Here is a 20,524-nt window from a genome sequence, read left to right as displayed (position 1 = left end):
TTGAGCAGCGGAACGAAACTGAAACGAAACGCCGTTCGATTCGCCTGTCCGGTGCGATCGAACGGCATTTTTTTGCTGATAGCCGGTTAAAGCCGGAAACCGCCGCGCATGCACCTTCGCGCCTTTGCCGCAATGCTAAACTGCCGCTTCGCTCCGGTCGTCGCGGTATCGCAACAGGCCGGTCGGGCGCCGCACGCAACGTTAGAATGGCGTTCGTTTTTTCCGCTTCGGACGGCTTCCCGCGTTTATGAACAAAATCACCCACGCGCACGAGCGCAAACAGCCGCTGCCCGCCTTGGCACTCGCCGCAATCGGCGTAGTGTTCGGCGATATCGGCACCAGCCCGCTGTACGCGTTGAAAGAGGCCTTCAGTAAGTCCCACGGTATTGAACTGAGCGACGCCTCCATCCTCGGGGTTATCTCGTTGTTGTTCTGGGCGATCATGATCGTGGTCTCCATCAAATACGTGCTCTTCGTGATGCGCGCCGACAACAATGGCGAAGGTGGCGTACTCGCACTCATGACACTTGCGTTACGCACCTTGAAGGGATCGGGACGTGCAACCGGCGTGCTGATGATGCTCGGCATTTTCGGCGCGTGCATGTTTTACGGCGACGCAGTCATTACACCGGCCATGTCGGTGATATCGGCGGTGGAAGGGCTGGAAATCGTCTCACCGGCGCTTTCTGAATGGGTGATCCCCATCACCATCGTCATTCTCGTGATGCTTTTCTGGATCCAGCGCCGCGGTACGTCGGTGGTCGGCAAGCTTTTCGGCCCGATCATGGTGCTGTGGTTCCTGACGCTGGCCGTGCTTGGCGTGTATCACATCGCGCAAGTGCCGCGCGTGCTGATCGCGTTGAATCCGTATTACGCGTTCTCGTTCATGGCTGCCCACGTGCTGCAGGCGTATATCGTGCTCGGGTCGGTCGTGCTGGTGCTGACCGGCGCGGAAGCGCTATATGCCGATATGGGGCACTTTGGCGCCAAGCCCATTCGCTACGCGTGGTATGGCCTCGTCATGCCGTCGCTGGTGCTTAATTATTTCGGCCAGGGGGCGTTGCTGATGCACTCGCCGGAAGCCGCCGAAAGTCCGTTCTTTCTCCTGGCGCCGCAATGGGCTCTCTTGCCCCTGGTGATCCTGTCGACTGTAGCCACAGTGATTGCATCACAGGCCGTCATTTCAGGCGCGTATTCGCTGACGAGCCAGGCAATCCAGCTTGGCTACGTGCCGCGCATGAAGATCCTGCATACATCGGATCTGGCGATCGGGCAGATCTATATTCCGGTCGTGAACTGGATGCTGTTGTTCGTCATCCTGTGTATCGTGATCGGCTTCAAAAGCTCCGAGAATCTCGCGGCCGCATACGGGCTTGCCGTCACCGCGACCATGCTGGTCACGACCATTCTCGCGTCGGTCGTGATGACCAAGCTGTGGGGCTGGAACAAGTTCCTGGTGGGCGGGATCATCAGCGTGTTTTTTATCGTCGATGTCGGGTTTTTCGGCGCCAGCCTGCTCAAGATCGAGCAGGGCGGGTGGCTGCCGCTGGGTATTGGCGGCGTGCTGTTTTTCCTGCTGATGACGTGGTTCAAGGGCCGCATGATCGTGAAGGACCGGACCGCCGCCGACGGTATTCCGCTGATGCCGTTCCTGCAGGGATTGCTTGCGCATCCGCCGCATCGGGTGTCGGGTACTGCAATCTATCTGACCGGCAACGACACGCTCGTGCCCGTCAGCCTGTTGCACAACCTGAAGCACAACAAGGTTCTGCATGAACGGACCATCTTCCTGAATTTCGTTACCCGCGATGTGCCCTATGTCGATGACGACAAGCGAGTGGAAGTGAAGGACGCGGGCGGCGGGCTCTTTCTCGTGAAAGCGCAGTATGGTTTTAACGAAACGCCCGACGTGAAGGCGGTGCTGAACGAGATTGGCCGTACCCATGACATGACGTTTGAACTCATGGATACGTCCTTCTTCATGGCTCGGGAAACGGTTGTGCCGACGCAGTTGCCGGGTATGTCGGTGTGGCGTGAACGGGTGTTCGCGTGGATGCATCAGAATGCCGCCAAGCCGACTGACTTCTTCAGTATTCCCGCGAACCGGGTGGTTGAGTTGGGGACGAAGATCGAGATTTGACGGGAAGCGTGCGGGGGCGTTTGAGACCATCATGCACGCGTGGCCCGGCTTGATCCGTCAAGATTGTTAAATAGAAAACGGCCCACTGGGCCGTTTTCTATTTCATCGAGGCGTGTCGCTCGTTTTACTTTTTCAACTTGGCAAACGCTGCTGCCATCGCGCTGGCTGCTTCCGGTTCGCGCTTGCCGCCGCTATTGCCCCGGACATCGCGGGCACTGCCACCACCCGCGCCACCACCACCACGGCGGTCTTGCGCGCCGCGTTGCTGTTGCTGCGGCGGTGCTCCATCGGCGGCGAAGTCATCGTCCAGACGCATGGTCAGCGCGATCCGCTGGCGCTTCACGTCCGTCTCCAGCACTTTCACCTTCACCACCTGACCCGCTTTCACGACCTCGTGCGGGTCCTTGATGAACTTCGTCGACATCGCCGATACGTGCACCAATCCATCCTGATGCACGCCGATATCCACGAACGCGCCAAACGCCGCGACGTTCGTGACCACGCCTTCCAGGATCATTCCTGGCGTGAGATCGGAGAGTTTCTCGACGCCGTCGCGGAACGTGGCCGTCTTGAATTCCGGACGTGGATCGCGGCCCGGCTTTTCCAGTTCAGCAAGGATGTCTCGCACCGTCGGCAGACCGAACCGGTCATCGACAAATTCAGCCGGCGACAAGCCCGCCAAGGCTTCGCGCTTGCCCATGACATCGGCGGCGTGCTTCTTGATTTTCGCCAGGATTCGTTCGACCACCGGATAGGCTTCCGGATGCACCGACGAGCGGTCCAGCGGATTCACACCGTTGTTGATGCGCAGGAATCCGGCGGCTTGCTCGAAGGTTTTATCGCCGAGACGCGGCACTTTCTTCAATTGATCACGCGATGCAAACGGGCCGTTGGCATCGCGGAAATCGACGATATTACGCGCCAATGTCGCGTTCAATCCCGACACGCGCGCAAGCAATGCAACCGATGCCGTATTGGCGTCCACGCCGACCGCGTTCACGCAATCCTCGACCACCGCGTCAAGCGAACGGGCGAGGTCGCGTTGATTGACGTCGTGCTGATACTGGCCGACGCCGATCGCTTTCGGATCGATCTTGACGAGTTCCGCGAGCGGATCCTGCAGCCGCCGCGCAATAGATACCGCGCCGCGCAGCGTGACGTCGAGGTCAGGAAACTCCTTCGATGCCAGTTCGGATGCCGAATAAATCGACGCTCCCGCTTCGGACACCACGATCTTCTGCAGCTTCAGTTCAGGATGTTTCGCGATCAATTCGCTCGCGAGCTTGTCGGTCTCGCGTGACGCCGTGCCATTGCCGATACTGATCAGCTCAGCCTGCGTCTGCGCGGCGATCCGCGCAAGCTTGGCGAGCGAGCCATCCCAGTCGCGACGCGGTTCGTGCGGATAAATCACGTCGGTGGCAAGCAGCTTGCCGGTACGATCGACCACGGCCACTTTCACACCGGTACGCATGCCGGGATCGAGTCCGATCACGGCTTTCGGACCTGCCGGTGCGGCAAGCAAAAGATCCTTCAGGTTGCGTGCAAATACGCGAATGGCCTCGGCTTCGGCTTCTTCGCGCAAATTCGTCAGTAAATCGTTTTCGATATTCGGCTGAACCTTCACGCGCCAGCACCAGCGGCACACGTCCGAGAGCCATTTATCGGCTGGCCGGCCCTGATTCGCGATGCCCACATGGCGTGCGATCAGCGCTTCGCCGGGGTGCGGCACTTGCGCGTCGAGCTCTTCGCCCAGTCCCAGCTTGACCATCAGGACGCCTGCATTGCGCCCGCGAAAAAGCGCGAGCGCCCGGTGCGACGGGACAGTGCGGATGGTTTCCGAGTAGTCGTAATAGTCGCGGAATTTCTCGCCTTCCTCGGTTTCTTTCCCTTCCACGACCGTCGAAATCACGCTGCCTTGCTTGAACAGGTAGTCGCGAACCTTACCGAGAATTTCTGCCGTTTCGCCGAACTGTTCCGAGAGGATGTCACGGGCGCCATCGAGCGCGGCTTTGATATCGGCGACGCCTTTTTCAGCGTCTACATAACGCGCGGCTTCTGTTTGAGGATCGAGCGTCGGGTCGGCAAGGAGGGCATCCGCGAGCGGCTGCAAGCCGGCCTCACGGGCGATCTGCGCACGCGTGCGGCGCTTCGGTTTGTAGGGGAGATACAGGTCTTCGAGCACCTGCTTGCTCTCGGCACCTTCAACGGCTGCGCGCAGCTCGGGCGTGAGCTTGCCCTGTTCGTCGATGCTCTGGACAATCGCCGCGCGGCGGTCTTCCAGCTCGCGAAGATAGATGAGCCGTTCCTCGAGATTGCGCAATTGCGTGTCGTCGAGATTGTCCGTTACTTCCTTTCTATAACGGGCGATGAACGGAACGGTTGCGCCTTCATCGAGTAGTTGCACGGTGGCGGCGACCTGCCGTGGTTGCACATTCAACTCGGTGGCGATGCGCTGGACAATCTTGAGTGCTACGGTTTCCGTCATGGGGGTCTGCGTCAGCCTGCTGGCTCATCAAGGGCTTTTCGTACCGCGCATTTCACTCGCATTTCACTGTAAGCCGCGCGAACACGTTTGCCGGGTTGGTGAAGCGAGGCATTTTGCCATAAATGCCGGAGGGCTCCGGCGCGCGGTGATAGAATTTCAGGATCGTAGAAGCTGCTTTTTCACGCCATTGTCCGTCTCCTTGTTCGTTTTCTTGCCTATCACGCTGGCTATCACGTTGCCGACTTCCCGCCTTTCGCCCGCTTTGCCGACTGCTTCAGTCGATTCGTTCGCCTCGACCGGTCCGGCCGCATCGGGTGGCGATGTTGCCATCGTGCGATCAGTCGGACTGTTGGCCGGCTTGTCGCGGCAGGTCTTGTCATTCGCCCGGCCCGTTGCGGCAATATTGGTCGCGCTAATCTGCGCGGGTATCGGCACGGCCGTCATGGCGCAGACGCCGAAGCCCATCAACCCGGGTACGTCGGTCACGCAAACGCCGCTCGACGAAACCGGCGCGCAAGACAATGGCAATGGCGATGCAGGCCAAGCGGCATCGGGCGTGCCGGCAAGCCGGGCGGTGGGGCAGATCGGAGCAAGTGGCGTAATCGATGCTGATGCAGCGCAAGCCACCGCCGATACCAACGCTTTCGCCGCGCGCCAGAAGGCGTTGGACGTTCGCAGCGCGGAGAACAACTATGTCTATGGGGTCAAGCAGCACGATTGCTACAGCAATTTTTTCGTCAATCACTGCCTGGACAAAGCGCGGGACGCCAAGCGTGAAGTAGCCCAGCAAATTCGCAAGGAACAACTGGCGCTCGACGACGAACAACGTCTGCAGCACGCGCAGCAGCGGGACCAGCAAACGGCGATCAAACGCGCGCAGTACGTGTCCGAGGCGCCGCAGCGTGCGGCGAACGAGAAAGCGAGCGCGGACTCGTTTGCAGAGAAGCAGCGCCAGAACGCATTGTCGGAGGCGCAGCGAAATGCGGAAGCGCCGCAGCGCGCGGCGAACCAGGCCGATTACGACCGCAAGCAGGCGGATTACCAGAAGAAACTGGCCGATGCCGCTGCGCGCGGCGTGCAGGACGCAAAGGACCGCGAAGACAAGGCGGAACGCTTTGCGGCCAAGCAACGTGATGCTGCCGAGCATCAGGCGGAAGTTCAGTCCCGGCAGAAGGAAGCGGCCGCCAAGCAGCAACAGCATGCGCAGCAGGACGCGGCAGATCAGGCGCACCAGGAACAACTCAAGCAGCAACAGCAGCAGCAACAACAGCAACCGAAGTAAGCCGGGACCGGACAGCAACCTCGGGCGACGCCGGTCAGTGACCTGAAGCGGCCTACGCGGCCAGGGGAGACGAATATGCATGCATATCCTGCAGCAGCAGTCGACACAGGCACGATCCGTGAACGCATCGGACAGCTGGAAGCGGAGCATCACGGCCTGAATAGTCTTATCGGCAAGATGGCTGAGGTTCCCGGCATCAACGACTTCGAGATCAGGCGCCTGAAGAAGCGCAAGCTCAAAGTCAAGGACACCATCATCCTGCTGCAATTGCAGTTGGAACCGGACGCGCACTTGAATCCATGACGTACACGTGAAGCACACGTGATGCATGCGCGGGCCGGAAGAATTTTTACGCCAGCTACCCTTGGCGCCTCGTCGGCAAGGGGGCAGACCTGGCTTGCTGACACGAGTCACGAGCCGGAACACAAGCAGGAACGTCCCTTTGAATTCGCCCGACAATGCCCTCACAGAGAACGCGGAAGCCGTGCTGAAGCCGGCCGCGAAGGCGGGTGTCGTCGACACCACGCTGTCGCTCTCGCTGGCGCCAAAACGCCGCACTGAACTCGATGCGATTTTTGCCGCCGAGGGTCTGTTGGCGCGGCAAATCGATGGCTATCGCTCGCGTGCTTCGCAGGTCGACATGGCGCGCGCGGTCGCCGCCGCCATGGAGGCTTCCGGGCGCGCCATGCCCGAACCCGCGATGTTCGACGCGCAACGCCGTCCCGCGCGCAAGCTCGGGCCGTCGGATGCGCCTGTCGTTCATGACGACGGTGCGGACGAGTTGGGTGTGGCGACGGCATCGACGGGAATCGACGGCGGCGAGAACACGCTGATCGTGGAAGCGGGTACGGGTACGGGCAAGACGTTTGCGTATCTCGTGCCGGCCATGCTGTGGGGCGGCAAGGTGATCGTCTCGACCGGCACGAAGCACTTGCAGGACCAGCTGTTCCAGCGCGACATTCCTACCGTGCGTGACGCGCTCGCCGTACCGGTGTCGGTCGCCATGCTCAAGGGGCGCGCGAATTACCTGTGTCACTACTACCTGCAGCGCACGGCCGACAACGGCCGGTTGCCCACGCGCCAGGACACGTCGCATCTGCAGGAAATCATCCGCTTCGCCAAGATCACGCGCACCGGCGACAAAGCCGAACTTGCGAGCGTGCCCGAGAATTCGCCCGTCTGGCCGATGGTCACGTCTACCCGTGACAACTGCCTCGGTCAGGAATGCCCGCAGTACAAAGAGTGTTTCGTGATGCAGGCGCGGCGCGAGGCACAGCAGGCGGATATCGTGGTGGTGAACCACCATCTGTTTTTCGCCGATGTCATGTTGCGCGACACCGGCATGGCCGAGTTGTTGCCGACGGCGAATACCATCATTTTCGACGAAGCGCATCAGTTGCCCGAAACCGCGACGCTGTTTTTCGGCGAAACGGTATCCACCACGCAGTTTCTCGAACTGGCCCGCGACGCGGTAGCAGAAGGCTTGAGCCACGCCCGCGATTTCTCCGACTGGACCAAACTCGGCGCTGCGCTGGAACGTGCGGCGCGCGACGTGCGGCTGGCGTTCAAAGAAGATTCGGTGCGGATGTCGCTTGGCCAGCTTGCCGACGACCATCCGCTATTCGACGCGCTCGATACGCTTGAAGAGCATCTTGATGCACTCACCAAGGCCCTTGGCGAGCACGCCGAACGGGCCGAGCCGCTAGGGGTGCTGTTGCGCCGTGCGCGCGAATTGCAGGGCTTGCTGGGCGGCTGGACCGCGCCGCCGACTTCTGTCGAAAAGGCGGTAGCCGAGGAGGCTGAAGCGGCGGCGAAAGCCGATCCAAACGAGATGGTGCGCTGGATCGAAGTGTTCTCGCATACGGTGCAGTTACACGAGACGCCGCTTTCCGTCGCGCCAATTTTCTCGAAGCAGCGCGCCGGTGTGCCGCGGGCGTGGATCTTCACGTCGGCAACATTGTCGGTGCGGGGGGATTTCACGCATTACGCCGCGCAAATGGGCCTGAATGCGCGTCGTTCCATGACGCTGCCCAGTCCCTTCGATTACCCAACGCAAGGCTTGTTGTACGTGCCGCGTAACTTGCCGCAACCGTCGTCGCCGAATTTCACCGACGCCGTGTTCGATGGCGCGCTGCCGGTGATCGAGGCATCGAAGGGCGGCGTGTTTTTCCTTTGCACGACGTTGCGCGCGGTCGATCGGATTGCGATGCGTTTGCGTGACACGATCGAGCAGCGCGGCTGGGACTACCCGCTGCTGGTACAGGGCGATGCCAGCCGAACCGAGTTGCTCGACCGCTTCCGCTCCTACGGCAACGCCATCCTGGTGGGCAGCCAGAGCTTCTGGGAAGGGGTGGATGTGCGTGGCGACGCGCTGTCGCTGGTGGTTATCGACAAGCTGCCGTTTGCGCCGCCCGATGACCCGGTGTTGTCGGCGAGGCTGGATGCATTGACCAAGAAAGGCCTGAGCCCGTTTGCCGTGCATCAGTTGCCGCAGGCGGTGATTACGCTCAAGCAGGGCGCGGGCCGGTTGATACGCGCGGAAACGGATCGTGGCGTGCTGATGATCTGCGACACCCGTCTCGTCGATAAACCCTACGGCCGGCGCATCTGGCAAAGCCTGCCACCGTTCAAGCGCACGCGTGAACTGGAAGTGGTGCGCGCTTTCTTCTCCGATCCGGAAACGGCGGTGGCTCAAGAAGACGAATGAACGCGGCGTGTTGAACGCCGCGAGCCTGTGGACCTCTGCGCCGGCAGCATGTGTCGCCGCGCAGTCCTCGGCGCGTTTCTTTCCCTATGCACGCCCGCTCGGGCATGACGCCGGATCAGGCGGCGTTGATCCAAACGCGGCGCGCTGCTCGATCAGCCGCCGGGCGGTTGGGCCGGCACTGTCTGCCAACCTCCGGGGCAGGCCCTGACGTACGGGTAATAACCTTGAGGCTTCCCGCAGTAATACCAGTAGGACGCTTGCGGTGCGCCGCCACCTGTCGTGTCCGTTTGCCCCTGTTCGACATACTGAGTCGGCGTGGGATCGACGACTGGCACAGGGCCGTAAGCGTAGTAATTCGGGTAGTAACCGGGGTAGTACGGGTACGGATAGCCACCGACAAAACCCGGGCCAAAATACACCCCGACCGACCCACCGCAACAACCGCCGTGGTAGTAGCCGCCGCCGTGGTAATAGCCACCGCCATGATAGCCACCCCCCCAGCCACCGCCGCCGCCGTGATAGTAGCCGCCGGCCATGGCTGCGCCGCTTGCACCCACGGCCGCCAACACCACCAGCAATAGCTGGCACGCTCTACGCGCATTCATGATGATCACCTCTACTGTCCGCACTATTTCAGATTTGTTTTGCCAAGCCGGATCTTGCACAGGGCAGGCTACCCCGAATCAGGACCGGTTACTCACAAGTGTATGAATTCCGCGGAGATTTTTCCTCCTTTGTGTAACGGGAGATGACACGGGCTTCGATTCCACCCGATAACAGAGGTGTAATGTCCCCGCTGCCCGTTGGGTAATCGTCCCCAGGCACGCTTTTCACGTCAGGAGGCCGGATCCAGGCATCTCTTTTGAGAGAGCGGGACTGGCCGGGAATTGGCCATCTGGAACCCGCTTCAGCCTGTGAGAATAGTGTCCGAAAAAAAGCCGCGCTCCGAAATGAGCGCGGCTTTTTTATAAGGCTTAACTGAACTGCATCACCGCTTTCGCCGGCTTTTTCGTTGCCGTGGTTAGCGTGAAGAACCGCTTACCAGATCTGCCACCACGATTTATTTTCCTTACCCGGGCGCGATTTGCCGGTGACATACGGGCTGTCGGGGAACGTAGCGGCCAACACGCGCTTCGTGTCGCCTTCCAACTGCGGTTGGTCGAGCTTGCCGTACGACAGCATCATGATGTGCAACGCATCTTCCGTTGCAGGCGCATTCCGGTATTCACGGATCGCGAGCTGCGCACGGTTGATTGCCGCGACATAAGCGCCACGCCGATAGTAATAATCCGCAGCGTGCACTTCGTGCGAAGCCAGCGCGTTCACAATGTAGCGCATGCGTTGAGCGGCATCGGGCGCATACTTGCTTTGCGGGTACCTGTCGACGACGACCTTGAACGCGTCGTACGATTCGCGCAGCGACACCGGATCACGTTCGCTCATGTCCTGGCCGGAGAAACGGCCGAACAGACCGAGGTCGTCGTTGAAGTGAATCATGCCTTTCAGGTAATACGCGTAGGGAATGTCCGGGTGATCCGGATGCAGCTTGATGAAGCGGTCGATAGCCGAATCTGCGGAAGCGGTTTCGCCGTCCTTCCAGTTGCAGTAAGCGACATTGATCTGCGCTTGTTGCGCAAAATGACCGAACGGATCGCGACCTTCCAGGCTCTCGAAATACTTCGCACATTTGCCGAAGTCACCGCCGGTCAGCGCATCCTGCGCCTCCGAGTATAATTTGCCGTTATTCCACGTTGCCGTTTCGTCGGTTTTCTCGGGCAAACCATGGCAGCCCGCAACAATGACGGCACCCGCAGCCAGCGCCATGACCTTGACAGACGAGTTCGACGATAGCCGGACCAGTTGACGGACAGGGTTCAAAACGGTTCTCAAAGCTTGATTCACGGCTCGCATCAGTGCTTGCATTTTCTAGCTCATGCCTTTCTGGCTAATTCCCAGCTTTTCAGTCTAAATGACCCGCTCAAGTACAAGTCGTACCAAAGATCGCAGCAAAGATTATAGCCCAAGCGCATCGGCCGACGACGCACGTCCGGACGATTTGACCGAACCGGCCGCTGCGCCGGACGCCGCAAGCGAAATTCACGGCAAACCCGTGCCCACCAACCTGCACGAGCGCCGCGCCGACGCCGAAACGCCGCGCACGATCCTCGTCCCCGACGAGTACGCCGGCGAGCGTCTCGACAAGGTCATGGCACGCCTGTTCCCCGAGTTTTCGCGCAGCCGCCTGCAGACCTGGATTGATGCGCAGCGTGTGCAGGTCGACGGCGCGCCCGCGAAGATCCGGCAACCGGTGCCGCTCGGCGCCACTATCACGCTGATTCCCGATTTACTGCCCGAACAGCTCGCGTTCACGCCGGAGCCGGTGCCGCTCGAGATCGTCTATGAAGACGATGCGCTCGTGGTCATCAACAAGCCTGCGGGTATGGTCGTGCATCCTGCGGCGGGCAACTGGAGCGGCACGCTGCTCAACGGCTTGCTGTACCGGTACGGTGATGCCGCCGCCGGCTTGCCGCGTGCGGGTATCGTGCATCGGCTGGACAAGGAGACGTCGGGGCTGATGGTGGTTGCACGCACGCTCGAAGCGCAGACGGTCCTGACCCGTCAGTTGCAGGCACGCACGGTGAAGCGCCGCTACGTCGCACTGGTGTGGGGGACGATGCCGGATGAAGGCACTATCGATGCACCGATTGGCCGCGATCCGCGCGACCGCACGCGCATGGCGGTGGTGGAGAGCGCATCGGGGAAATACGCCCGTACGCACTACCGCACCATCGACCGGGCGATGTGGAACAACCAGCCCGTGTCCGCGGTTCACTGCGATCTCGACACCGGCCGTACACACCAGATCCGCGTGCATTGCGCGCATATCCGGCATCCGTTGCTGGGGGATCCCATCTATGGTCACGCGCGTGGCAAGCGTTCGGTGCAGCCGCTGCCGGAGGGGTTCAATCGCCAGGCGCTGCATGCCTGGCGGCTTGGACTGATCCATCCGGTCACGGGTCGCGAGATCAGCTGGCGCGCCGACGTGCCGGAGGATATTGAAGCATTGGCGGCGGAATTGGGCCTGGGTCGCGATGAAGCGACGGATCTCGATCCGGAGGACGCGGATTTCATCGATGAAGACGATGGCGGCGTTCAGGCGCGCGGCGGCTGGGACGAGTCGCAGCCGATCGAATATGACGATGATGACGAGGAATGACGCCAATGGTGACGCCATCCGGGGCAGGCTCCGCGGCTGAACTTGCCGCTAAATTCGCGGCTTACCCGCAGCTTCGCCACGACGATTGCCTCTGGCCTGGCTGGTCCAGCGGTCCCAATGTGGTTTCGCCGCGAGTGAAGGCGCTCGCAACCACGCGCAATGGAGGTGTCAGCGCCGCGCCGTATGGCGGTGCGAACAGCCGTGGCGGCCTCAACCTCGGCCTGCACACAGGCGATGCACCCGACGCCGTGATGGAAAACCGCCGGCGCGTGGGGGAATTCACTGGCGCCCCGATTGCATGGCTTGCGCAAGTGCATGGCGTACAGATCGAGGATGCGGGCGCGGTGATCGACCGCTGCGCCGGTTCCCCCGCGTCAGTGGTCGAGGCGGACGCAGCGGTGACCGATCGCGCGGGCGTCGTGTGCGTTGTGATGATCGCGGACTGCCTGCCGGTACTTTTCTGCGATGCAGCCGGCCGTGCCGTCGGCGCAGCGCATGCAGGCTGGCGTGGACTGGCGGCTGGAATCGTGGAAAAGACGGCGGAGCGGGTCGCGCATCTCGCCGGCGCCCAGACCAGCACGTTGCACGCATGGCTCGGTCCGGCAATTGGCCCGGCAGCGTTCGAAGTAGGTGAGGATGTGCTCGATGCGTTCGTCGCTGCGGCCGACCCTGCATGTCGCGATGCGACCATTGCCGCTTTCGTCAAGCGTGAAGAGAAAGACAAATATCTGGCCAATCTCTATGCGCTCGCCCGTTTGCGCCTCGAACGGAGCGGCGTGCCGTCCGGCAATGTCCACGGCGGGACGTTTTGCACGATGACTGATGCGGACCGGTTCTATTCGTATCGACGGGACCGGACAACGGGACGCATGGCCGCAATGATCTGGCTGGCAGACTAGACCCCGGATCCGACTCGCGCAGATCCGGCTCAAACCCGGCTCAAACCGGCTATGACCTGATGTTCGCCTATGCCGCCAAGCGCACGCTTTTTGCTGCGCAACTAAAACGTGATTGGCCGCGATGGACGCGTCTTATGTTGCGCAACAATTCTTGACATTCATCATCGCGTCACATCGGGAAAACGATGATGAAAAAAATATCGCACTGCGTCAAAATCAAGGCGACGCATTGACACGCCTTGCACCGTGGAGCAAGAATGTTTCACAAAAGCGCACGGCGTAGCAAGGTCACATCATCGCGGTCGGGCGTTTAGCAGCCCGGCACGACGATTACAACGACGCGGCTCCACGTCACGCCTGCATCAGCAACTCAGTCTCTCGGGACGCTTAGGTCAAACGCGGATATGGCTGCTTCCAGATCTTCATCTTCATCATCACCGGGTTCATCAAGTCCATCCGCTGCCAAGGCTTCGCCTAGTACGTCGGGTGCGCCTTTTGGAGTGCCTGCCGCAGATCCAGCGGCAGTGCAAAAGATGTTCGAGCAATGGCTTAACACATGGCGTGCAGTAGCCGACCCGGCCCAGTGGCAAAAGCTTGCCGCCCAGGCGAATTCGGGACATGCGGAATCGGCAGGATCAGCATCGGCTAATCCGTTTGCGGCGCTGGGTAGTTTCCCGGGGTTTTCCGGTTTTCCAGGCATCAGTAGCGGCAACAGCAATAACGGTGGTAGTGGTCAATTGCCGTTGGCGATGCCGAAGATTCCGACTGCCGCTATCGCACCGCAGCGCCTACAGGAGCTGCAGTCCAGTTTCTCGCGTGACGCTGCGGAACTGATCAAGCAGGCCAGCGAGCAAAGCATCGACCTGGCGACGCTGAAAGACCGTCGCTTCAGCACGACCGCGTGGCAATCCGCGCCTGGTTTCGCATTCGCCGCTGCATGGTATGTGTTGAATGCGCGTTATTTGCAGGAGCTTGCAGAAGCTGTCGAAGCCGATCACAAGACCCGCGAACGAATCAGGTTTGCCGTACAGCAGTGGGCAGCAGCGGCGTCGCCGAGCAATTACATTGCGTTGAATCCGGATGCACAGAAGGCGCTGATCGAGAGCCGTGGCGAGAGTCTGCAAAAGGGCATGCTGAATTTGCTCGCCGACATGCAGCGCGGCAAGATCCAGCAAAGCGATGAATCCGGTTTTGTGGTCGGCAAGAACATTGCGACCACGCAAGGCTCGGTCGTGTTCGAGAACGACCTGCTGCAACTGATCCAGTACACGCCGCGCACGGCGACCGTGAGAGAGCGGCCGCTGTTGATCGTGCCACCGTGCATCAACAAGTTCTACATTCTCGACCTGCAGCCGGAAGGTTCGCTCGTCGGCCATGCGCTTGACGCCGGCCATCAGGTTTTCATGATCTCGTGGCGTAATGCGGATGCATCGATCGCGCACAAGACCTGGGATAATTACATCGACGAAGGCGTGCTTACGCCTATTGATGTAGTCAAGCAGATCAGCGGACGCGAGCAGATCAACACGCTCGGTTTTTGCGTCGGCGGCACGATGCTCGCCACCGCGCTGGCCGTGCTGGCCGCGCGCGGGGAACATCCCGTTGCGTCCATGACGCTGCTCACCGCCATGCTCGACTTTTCGGACACGGGCGTGCTCGATGTGTTTATCGATGAGCAGCATGTGCAGATGCGCGAGCAGACCATTGGCGGCAAGAACGGCAAACCGCCTGCGCTGATGCGCGGTGTCGAGTTTGCCAACACGTTCTCGTATCTGCGCCCGAACGACCTGGTGTGGAACTACGTGGTGGACAATTACCTGAAGGGCCGCACGCCGCAGGCGTTCGACCTGCTTTACTGGAACAGCGATTCAACCAATCTGCCAGGTCCGATGTTCGTCTGGTATTTGCGTAACACGTATCTGGAAAATCGCCTGCGTAATCCGGGCGAACTGATCGCGTGCGGTGAGCCGGTGGATTTGTCGAAGATCGATGTGCCGACGTTTTTGTATGGGTCGCGCGAGGATCACATCGTGCCGTGGACGGCGGCGTATGCGTCCGCACCTTTGCTGACCGGGCCGCAGACGTTCGTGCTTGGGGCATCGGGACATATTGCGGGCGTGATCAATCCGCCGTCGAAGAACAAGCGCAGTTTCTGGCTTCTCGATAACGCCGATAAAACCCTGCCCGAAGACGCCGATGCATGGTTCGAAGGCGCGACCGAACATCCGGGTAGCTGGTGGCCGACGTGGACGCAATGGCTCGATGGTTACGCCGGCAAGAAAGTAAAGCCGAAAGCAAACCTGGGGTCCGGTGATTTCCCGGTGATCGAGCCGGCGCCGGGACGTTATGTCCTGCAGCGGGACCAGTGAAATTTTTGCATGACCTGCACGGCTGAATGACTTTTTGAGCGCAAGTTTGAGCGACGGCCAGGCGGGTCATGCGGATCGGACCCGATTGCATTTCGGGCGCGACCGGTCAACAGTATCCGACGTATCGCTTTATTGCAGTTGCTGAAACCCGAAGAAACCTGAAGAAACTGTAACGCCAGCGCTGTTGAGAGCGTCGCCTGCACCGGGTGAAAACGGCGCAGGCAAACAAGGGGCAAGCGCGAACACGCATCCAGCCGGCCACGCAGTCAGCCGGCTAAACCCGGGCTACCACTTTCGATTCTCAAAGGAAACTGAAATGACAGACGTAGTGATCGTATCGGCTGCACGGACGGCCGTCGGCAAATTCGGCGGGTCGCTGGCGAAAATCGCCGCACCCGATCTGGGCGCGATCGTGATTCGCGCGTTACTCGAACGCGCGAACCTCAAGCCCGAGCAGATCAGTGAAGTGATCCTCGGCCAGGTTCTAACGGCGGGCTCCGGCCAGAATCCGGCGCGTCAATCGCTGATCAAGGCAGGCTTGCCCAGTTCGGTGCCGGGCATGACCATCAACAAGGTGTGCGGCTCGGGCCTGAAAGCCGTGATGCTGGCGGCAAACGCGATTATCGCGGGCGATGCCGACATCGTGATCGCGGGCGGCCAGGAAAACATGAGCGCGGCGCCGCACGTGTTGCCGGGCTCACGCGACGGTTTCCGCATGGGCGACGCGAAGCTGATCGATTCGATGATCGTGGACGGCCTGTGGGACGCGTTCAACTCGATCCACATGGGCGTCACGGCGGAAAACGTCGCGAAGGAATACGGCATTACGCGTGCAGCGCAGGATGAGTTCGCGGCCCTGTCGCAGAACAAGGCGGAAGCGGCACAGAAGTCCGGCCGTTTCAACGATGAAATCGTGCCCGTTGAAATTCCTCAGCGCAAAGGCGAGCCGCTGCGTTTTGCCACCGACGAATTCGTGCGTCATGGCGTAACAGCCGAGTCGCTGTCCGGCCTGAAGCCCGCGTTCTCGAAGGAAGGCACTGTGACCGCGGCAAACGCCTCCGGTCTTAACGACGGCGCGGCGGGCGTGATCGTGATGTCGGCGAAAAAGGCCGATGCGCTGGGCCTCACGCCGATCGCGCGCATCAAGGCGTACGCGAACGCAGGCGTTGATCCGAAAGTGATGGGCATGGGTCCAGTGCCGGCATCGAAGCGCTGCCTGGAACGCGCGGGCTGGTCCGCGTCGGACCTCGACCTGATGGAAATCAACGAAGCATTTGCAGCGCAGGCGCTGGCTGTGCATCAGCAGATGGGCTGGGACACGTCGAAGGTCAACGTGAACGGCGGGGCGATCGCGATCGGGCATCCGATCGGTGCGTCCGGTTGCCGGATTCTCGTCACGCTGCTGCATGAAATGCAGAAACGCGATGCGAAGAAAGGACTGGCGTCGCTGTGTATCGGCGGCGGTATGGGCGTGGCGCTCGCGGTAGAGCGGCTGTAGGGAGACAGGGTGCGCCAAGCACCGCGCGCCGCGGTACGGTCGGCAGGCAAGCCCGGCTGCAGGCGCGCATAACGATAAACGGAGCGAGCAATGACGAAACGAGTAGCGTATGTGACGGGCGGCATGGGCGGCATTGGTACGAGTATCTGCCAGCGGCTCCATAAGGATGGCTACACGGTCGTCGCGGGCTGTGGACCGAATTCGCCGCGCCGGGTCAAATGGCTTGAAGAGCAAAAGGCGCTGGGCTATGACTTCATTGCGTCAGAAGGCAATGTGGGCGACTGGGAGTCGACCAAGAATGCCTTCGACAAGGTCAAGGCTGAAGTCGGCGAAGTCGACATCCTGGTGAACAACGCGGGCATCACGCGCGACGTCGTGTTCCGGAAGATGACACACGAAGACTGGACCGCGGTCATCGATACCAACCTGACGAGCCTCTTCAACGTCACGAAGCAGGTGATCGATGGCATGGTTGAGCGTGGTTTCGGACGCGTGATCAATATTTCGTCGGTGAATGGTCAGAAAGGGCAGTTCGGCCAGACCAACTATTCCACGGCGAAGGCCGGCATTCACGGCTTCACGATGGCGCTCGCGCAGGAAGTGGCGACCAAGGGCGTGACGGTCAACACCATTTCGCCGGGCTACATTGGCACGGACATGGTGAAGTCGATCCGCCCGGACGTGCTGGAGAAGATTGTCGCGACCATTCCGGTTCGCCGGCTTGGGCGGCCGGAGGAAATTGGTTCGATCGTGGCGTGGCTGGCATCGGAGGAATCGGGTTTTTCGACCGGCGCCGATTTCTCGCTGAACGGCGGCTTGCACATGGGGTGAGGGTGCTTCAAGCGGCGCGCCATAAAGCTGTGCGCGCCGCGCGTCTCGGGTAGGGTCGGGGCGTTGGGACTGGATGCCGGAGATCACCGGCACCAACTACGAACCGGCGGCTTGCGTCGCTTTCAATCACGCGGAGTCCGCCGGCACAGTTTGAGTTTTGCGTTTAAAGGCGTTACATGACCACTACAAAGAAATCCGCCGAACGACTCATAAAAAAATATCCGAATCGCCGGCTCTACGATACCGAAACCAGTACCTACATCACGCTTTCCGACGTCAAACAGCTCGTGCTCGACCAGGAAGAGTTCAAGGTGATGGACGCCAAGTCCGCCGAGGACCTGACGCGCAGCATCCTGCTGCAGATCATTCTGGAAGAAGAAAGCGGCGGCTTGCCGATGTTTTCATCGGTCATGCTCTCGCAGATCATCCGCTTCTACGGCAACGCGATGCAGGGCATGATGGGTACGTACCTGGAGAAGAATATCCAGGCGTTCATCGACATCCAGCACAAGCTCACCGACCAGTCGAAGGGGCTGATCGATGGTAATGCCGTGCCGCTTAATCCTGAAGTCTGGTCGCAGTTCATGAACATGCAGGCGCCCATGATGCAGGGGATGATGACGAGCTATATCGAGCAATCGAAGAACATGTTCGTGCAGATGCAGGAGCAGATGCAGACCCAGGCGAAATCGATGTTCAATACGTTCCCGTTTCCGACGCCGGGGACGGCTGGGGCGGCTACGACTGCAGCGCCGGCTACTTCCACGGCTACTCCGCCGGCCGGCACGCAGGAGAAGAAGTAAGCGGCGAGCGGCGCAGTGTTTGATTTGAAGCAGACTTGGCGAAGGGCCAAAGCCGCGCGGGTCAAGGCTGGGCGCGCGGTATCATGTGGCATCCGCGCGCGGAAAGTCAGCTTTGTTTCCTTCGGATATCTGAAGGAACGTTGATAAATCGGCGGCTTGGCTTTTATACCGGCTTGGCTCCGTATTTCCGCATCACACCGTTTGTAGGTCTCGCAACGCATCTGGATGGAGAGCTGCGACCCGCAGCAGCGTCTGTGCGGCCCCGGTAGGTTCGCGTCGACCTTGCTCCCAATCTTGCAGTGTTCGCGTCGATACACCGAGCAGAGCGGCAAATGCGCTCTGCGAAAGTCCGACCTTGGCGCGGGCTAAGGACGCCGTTGTGGGTGCAACTGTAGTAGTGCGTCCAGCACGTCCTGCTTTCATATCGCGGACAGACTTCAACAAGTCCGCTTGGAATTGCTCCATTTCCTTATCCATTCTTCACCTCTTCACGTAACTGGTTTAGAAACGACGCTGGCAGATTGTCGAACTTCGCCTTCGTATACGCGATCAGCAACCAGATGCAGCCGTCATCGAGCAGGTTGTAATAGATCACACGTGCGCCGCCACGTTTTCCCATTCCTGGCCTTGACCACCGTACTTTGCGTAAGCCGCCAGTACCCGGAACGACATCTCCGGATAGAGGATTATTGGCAAGCCAAGCGATGAAAGTCTCTCGCTCTGCTTCGCGCCAGATGTCCGCAGCATAACGCTGAAAAATTTCAGTCTCGACGATCGTATACATTGGATCGAATTATACGGCATTGCCGTATAATTCGCAAGAACGCGTGCGCTACATTTGGGACTGGAGGACAGCCTGGTTCAGAAGGTCTGGACGCTATTCGGTTGAGGCTCTGGTGCACGGCATTCCTTCGCGTCCGCTCACGGTACAATCTCGATTTGCAGCACAGCGCCCAAGGCGAATACCTCGCCCTGTGGCGGATGCCGCGCCGGTTCTCGTCTTTTCCAGCGTCTTTTGTCACGCTTTCGAGCGGCGACGAACGATAACGGCAGCACGCGCGTCGCTGCGCTCGTTAGCTTCGTGCCTGTCCGGTGCCCAAACGCCGCCCGGCACTCACATCGCAGAACACAACATGTCCCACATCACCACACCCGCCACTCCGAAAGTCGGCTTTGTTACGCTCGGATAGCCGTAAGATCGGCAAAAGCAGCCCAGGCGCCGTTCTCGCATGAGCCGGCTGTTTCTTGCGCCCATGGAAGGGCTTGCGGACTACGTGCTGCGCGACGTGCTGACCAGCACAGGCGGATTCGACGGCTGCGTGTCCGAATTCGTCAGGGTGACGGGCTCGGTGCTTCCCCGAAGTGTCTACGAGAGAGATACGCCCGAAGTCCTCCACGGAGCCCGTACACCCGGCGGCACGCCGATGGTGATCCAGTTGCTCGGCAGCGATCCTGAATGGATGGCGCTGAACGCGGCCCAAGCCGCCAGTCTGTCGCCGCATGGAATCGATCTGAACTTCGGTTGCCCTGCCAAAGTCGTCAACCGGCACGGTGGCGGCGCGATGCTCCTGGCGCACCCTGAACAGTTGAACCGGATCGTTGCGTCCGTTCGCGCAGCGGTGCCTGCCGGCATCGCCGTGACTGCAAAAATGCGGCTTGGCGTGTCCGATACTTCGCTCGCAATCGACTGCGCCACGGCGCTGGCCGAAGGCGGTGCCGCTTCCCTTGTCGTGCATGCCAGAACGCGTGACCATGGCTATCGGCCGCCGGCCCACTGGGAGTGGATCGCGCGTATCGACGCCGCCGTGGACGTGCCGGTCGTCGCCAACGGCGAAGTCTGGACAGTGGCGGACTGGGAGCGGTGCCGGGCGGTCAGCGGCTGCGCGGACGTGATGATCGGGCGTGGCGCCGTTTCGGATCCGTTCCTGGCCTTGCGCATCCGCGGATTGATAGACAGGACGCCTTCCAGCGAGGAATGGCCGGCCGTGCTGGGTCAACTCGCGGATTACCTGAGAAAACTGCAAGTCCGTGTCGCGGTCCGTCATGAGCACGGACGCGTCAAAATGTGGCTCAGTTATCTCAAGCGGACCTGGCCTCAGGCGGCTGAGCTGCACACAGCCATCCGGCGCCTGCATGATTCGCGCGAAATTCTTGAGGTGATCGAGCGCGCTTCGGCTTTCCACGACTCGATACCGGCACATCAACGCGCGGCGCTCGGCCTGCTTGATGCGGCAACGCCTTGCCGCTTGCCCGGCTCTGCTCCCGCCAGCGCGGTACAATAAGCGGTTACGTG

The 20,524-nt window shown here is 60.7% G+C and carries 17 protein-coding genes; 11 read left to right on the top strand and 6 right to left on the bottom strand.

Going from position 1 to position 20,524, the window contains the following annotated elements; translation table 11 throughout:
- Window positions 1–247 precede the first annotated feature (247 nt).
- Window positions 248–2,140 (top strand): potassium transporter Kup, encoded by a 1,893-nt coding sequence (locus ACSQ36_RS10675; RefSeq protein ID WP_213761512.1) that lies wholly within the window; start codon window positions 248–250, stop codon window positions 2,138–2,140.
- A 124-nt stretch (window positions 2,141–2,264) separates the two neighbouring features.
- Here the strand turns inward: ACSQ36_RS10675 and ACSQ36_RS10670 are convergent, their stop codons facing one another.
- Window positions 2,265–4,625 (bottom strand): Tex family protein, encoded by a 2,361-nt coding sequence (locus ACSQ36_RS10670; protein WP_436181890.1) that lies wholly within the window; start codon window positions 4,623–4,625, stop codon window positions 2,265–2,267.
- Between the two features lie 156 nt (window positions 4,626–4,781).
- Window positions 4,782–5,069 (bottom strand): hypothetical protein, encoded by a 288-nt coding sequence (locus ACSQ36_RS10665; RefSeq protein WP_436181889.1) that lies wholly within the window; start codon window positions 5,067–5,069, stop codon window positions 4,782–4,784.
- On the opposite strand from ACSQ36_RS10665, the gene ACSQ36_RS10660 reads away from it, so the two are divergent.
- From ACSQ36_RS10660 to ACSQ36_RS10650, 3 genes are all read left to right on the top strand, one after another.
- On the top strand, window positions 5,068–5,907 hold the full coding sequence (locus tag ACSQ36_RS10660) for a colicin transporter (protein ID WP_436181888.1): 840 nt from the start codon (window positions 5,068–5,070) through the stop codon (window positions 5,905–5,907). The two genes, ACSQ36_RS10665 and ACSQ36_RS10660, sit on opposite strands and share 2 nt — an antisense overlap.
- A 75-nt stretch (window positions 5,908–5,982) precedes the next feature.
- Window positions 5,983–6,210 carry a DUF465 domain-containing protein gene (locus ACSQ36_RS10655; RefSeq protein ID WP_165091437.1) on the top strand — a complete coding sequence of 76 codons (228 nt, stop codon included), beginning with the start codon at window positions 5,983–5,985 and terminating at the stop codon, window positions 6,208–6,210.
- A 184-nt stretch (window positions 6,211–6,394) separates the two neighbouring features.
- Window positions 6,395–8,614 carry an ATP-dependent DNA helicase gene (locus ACSQ36_RS10650; protein ID WP_436183151.1) on the top strand — a complete coding sequence of 740 codons (2,220 nt, stop codon included), beginning with the start codon at window positions 6,395–6,397 and terminating at the stop codon, window positions 8,612–8,614.
- 152 nt (window positions 8,615–8,766) lie between these two features.
- Here ACSQ36_RS10650 and ACSQ36_RS10645 read toward each other — a convergent pair whose 3' ends face one another.
- Both ACSQ36_RS10645 and ACSQ36_RS10640 read right to left on the bottom strand, forming a co-directional pair.
- Window positions 8,767–9,219: a hypothetical protein gene (locus ACSQ36_RS10645; RefSeq protein WP_213761509.1), complete on the bottom strand. Its 453-nt coding sequence runs from the start codon at window positions 9,217–9,219 to the stop codon at window positions 8,767–8,769.
- Window positions 9,220–9,652: 433 nt separating this feature from the next.
- Window positions 9,653–10,438, bottom strand: a complete 786-nt coding sequence (locus tag ACSQ36_RS10640) for an outer membrane protein assembly factor BamD (RefSeq protein ID WP_255631120.1) — start codon at window positions 10,436–10,438, stop codon at window positions 9,653–9,655.
- 145 nt (window positions 10,439–10,583) lie between these two features.
- On the opposite strand from ACSQ36_RS10640, the gene ACSQ36_RS10635 reads away from it, so the two are divergent.
- The 6 genes from ACSQ36_RS10635 (at window position 10,584) to phaR (ending at window position 18,231) form a co-directional block, all read left to right on the top strand.
- Complete coding sequence (locus ACSQ36_RS10635) at window positions 10,584–11,831, top strand: RluA family pseudouridine synthase (RefSeq protein WP_436181887.1); 1,248 nt, start codon at window positions 10,584–10,586, stop codon at window positions 11,829–11,831.
- A gap of 5 nt (window positions 11,832–11,836) precedes the next feature.
- Entirely contained in the window at window positions 11,837–12,730 is an 894-nt protein-coding gene (pgeF, locus tag ACSQ36_RS10630; protein ID WP_436181886.1) for a peptidoglycan editing factor PgeF, read from the top strand.
- 404 nt (window positions 12,731–13,134) lie between these two features.
- A complete protein-coding gene (gene phaC, locus ACSQ36_RS10625; RefSeq protein WP_436181885.1) occupies window positions 13,135–15,099 on the top strand; it encodes a class I poly(R)-hydroxyalkanoic acid synthase in 1,965 nt (654 codons plus the stop codon).
- 316 nt (window positions 15,100–15,415) lie between these two features.
- On the top strand, window positions 15,416–16,597 hold the full coding sequence (locus tag ACSQ36_RS10620; protein WP_213761505.1) for an acetyl-CoA C-acetyltransferase: 1,182 nt from the start codon (window positions 15,416–15,418) through the stop codon (window positions 16,595–16,597).
- 90 nt (window positions 16,598–16,687) lie between these two features.
- Window positions 16,688–17,428: a 3-ketoacyl-ACP reductase gene (locus ACSQ36_RS10615; RefSeq protein ID WP_047897600.1), complete on the top strand. Its 741-nt coding sequence runs from the start codon at window positions 16,688–16,690 to the stop codon at window positions 17,426–17,428.
- 176 nt (window positions 17,429–17,604) lie between these two features.
- Window positions 17,605–18,231, top strand: coding sequence for a polyhydroxyalkanoate synthesis repressor PhaR (gene phaR, locus ACSQ36_RS10610; RefSeq protein ID WP_436181884.1), 627 nt, complete (start codon window positions 17,605–17,607; stop codon window positions 18,229–18,231).
- Between the two features lie 192 nt (window positions 18,232–18,423).
- Here phaR and ACSQ36_RS10605 read toward each other — a convergent pair whose 3' ends face one another.
- Together ACSQ36_RS10605 and ACSQ36_RS10600 are read right to left on the bottom strand one after the other, a co-directional pair.
- Entirely contained in the window at window positions 18,424–18,708 is a 285-nt protein-coding gene (locus ACSQ36_RS10605; protein WP_213761503.1) for a helix-turn-helix domain-containing protein, read from the bottom strand.
- Window positions 18,701–19,015, bottom strand: coding sequence for a transcriptional regulator (locus tag ACSQ36_RS10600; RefSeq protein ID WP_436181883.1), 315 nt, complete (start codon window positions 19,013–19,015; stop codon window positions 18,701–18,703). Before ACSQ36_RS10600 ends, ACSQ36_RS10605 begins: the two co-directional genes overlap by 8 nt.
- A gap of 445 nt (window positions 19,016–19,460) precedes the next feature.
- Between ACSQ36_RS10600 and ACSQ36_RS10595 the strand changes: the two genes are divergently transcribed.
- Entirely contained in the window at window positions 19,461–20,513 is a 1,053-nt protein-coding gene (locus ACSQ36_RS10595; protein WP_436181882.1) for a tRNA dihydrouridine synthase, read from the top strand.
- Window positions 20,514–20,524 lie beyond the last annotated feature (11 nt).

Source organism: Caballeronia sp. LjRoot34 (assembly GCF_964253815.1).
In the GTDB taxonomy this organism is placed as follows: Bacteria; Pseudomonadota; Gammaproteobacteria; order Burkholderiales; family Burkholderiaceae; genus Caballeronia.
This window is presented reverse-complemented; position numbering and strand designations above follow the sequence as displayed.

Coding starts and splice junctions, on each gene's coding strand:
- ACSQ36_RS10660 (WP_436181888.1), top strand. CDS start 5,068: ATGGCGCAGACGCCGAAGCCCATCAACCCGGGTACGTCGGTCACGCAA.
- ACSQ36_RS10670 (WP_436181890.1), bottom strand. CDS start 4,625: ATGACGGAAACCGTAGCACTCAAGATTGTCCAGCGCATCGCCACCGAG.
- ACSQ36_RS10600 (WP_436181883.1), bottom strand. CDS start 19,015: ATGTATACGATCGTCGAGACTGAAATTTTTCAGCGTTATGCTGCGGAC.
- ACSQ36_RS10605 (WP_213761503.1), bottom strand. CDS start 18,708: ATGGATAAGGAAATGGAGCAATTCCAAGCGGACTTGTTGAAGTCTGTC.
- pgeF (WP_436181886.1), top strand. CDS start 11,837: ATGGTGACGCCATCCGGGGCAGGCTCCGCGGCTGAACTTGCCGCTAAA.
- ACSQ36_RS10635 (WP_436181887.1), top strand. CDS start 10,584: ATGACCCGCTCAAGTACAAGTCGTACCAAAGATCGCAGCAAAGATTAT.
- ACSQ36_RS10620 (WP_213761505.1), top strand. CDS start 15,416: ATGACAGACGTAGTGATCGTATCGGCTGCACGGACGGCCGTCGGCAAA.
- ACSQ36_RS10595 (WP_436181882.1), top strand. CDS start 19,461: ATGAGCCGGCTGTTTCTTGCGCCCATGGAAGGGCTTGCGGACTACGTG.
- ACSQ36_RS10665 (WP_436181889.1), bottom strand. CDS start 5,069: ATGACGGCCGTGCCGATACCCGCGCAGATTAGCGCGACCAATATTGCC.
- phaC (WP_436181885.1), top strand. CDS start 13,135: ATGGCTGCTTCCAGATCTTCATCTTCATCATCACCGGGTTCATCAAGT.
- ACSQ36_RS10645 (WP_213761509.1), bottom strand. CDS start 9,219: ATGAATGCGCGTAGAGCGTGCCAGCTATTGCTGGTGGTGTTGGCGGCC.
- ACSQ36_RS10675 (WP_213761512.1), top strand. CDS start 248: ATGAACAAAATCACCCACGCGCACGAGCGCAAACAGCCGCTGCCCGCC.
- ACSQ36_RS10615 (WP_047897600.1), top strand. CDS start 16,688: ATGACGAAACGAGTAGCGTATGTGACGGGCGGCATGGGCGGCATTGGT.
- phaR (WP_436181884.1), top strand. CDS start 17,605: ATGACCACTACAAAGAAATCCGCCGAACGACTCATAAAAAAATATCCG.
- ACSQ36_RS10640 (WP_255631120.1), bottom strand. CDS start 10,438: ATGGCGCTGGCTGCGGGTGCCGTCATTGTTGCGGGCTGCCATGGTTTG.
- ACSQ36_RS10655 (WP_165091437.1), top strand. CDS start 5,983: ATGCATGCATATCCTGCAGCAGCAGTCGACACAGGCACGATCCGTGAA.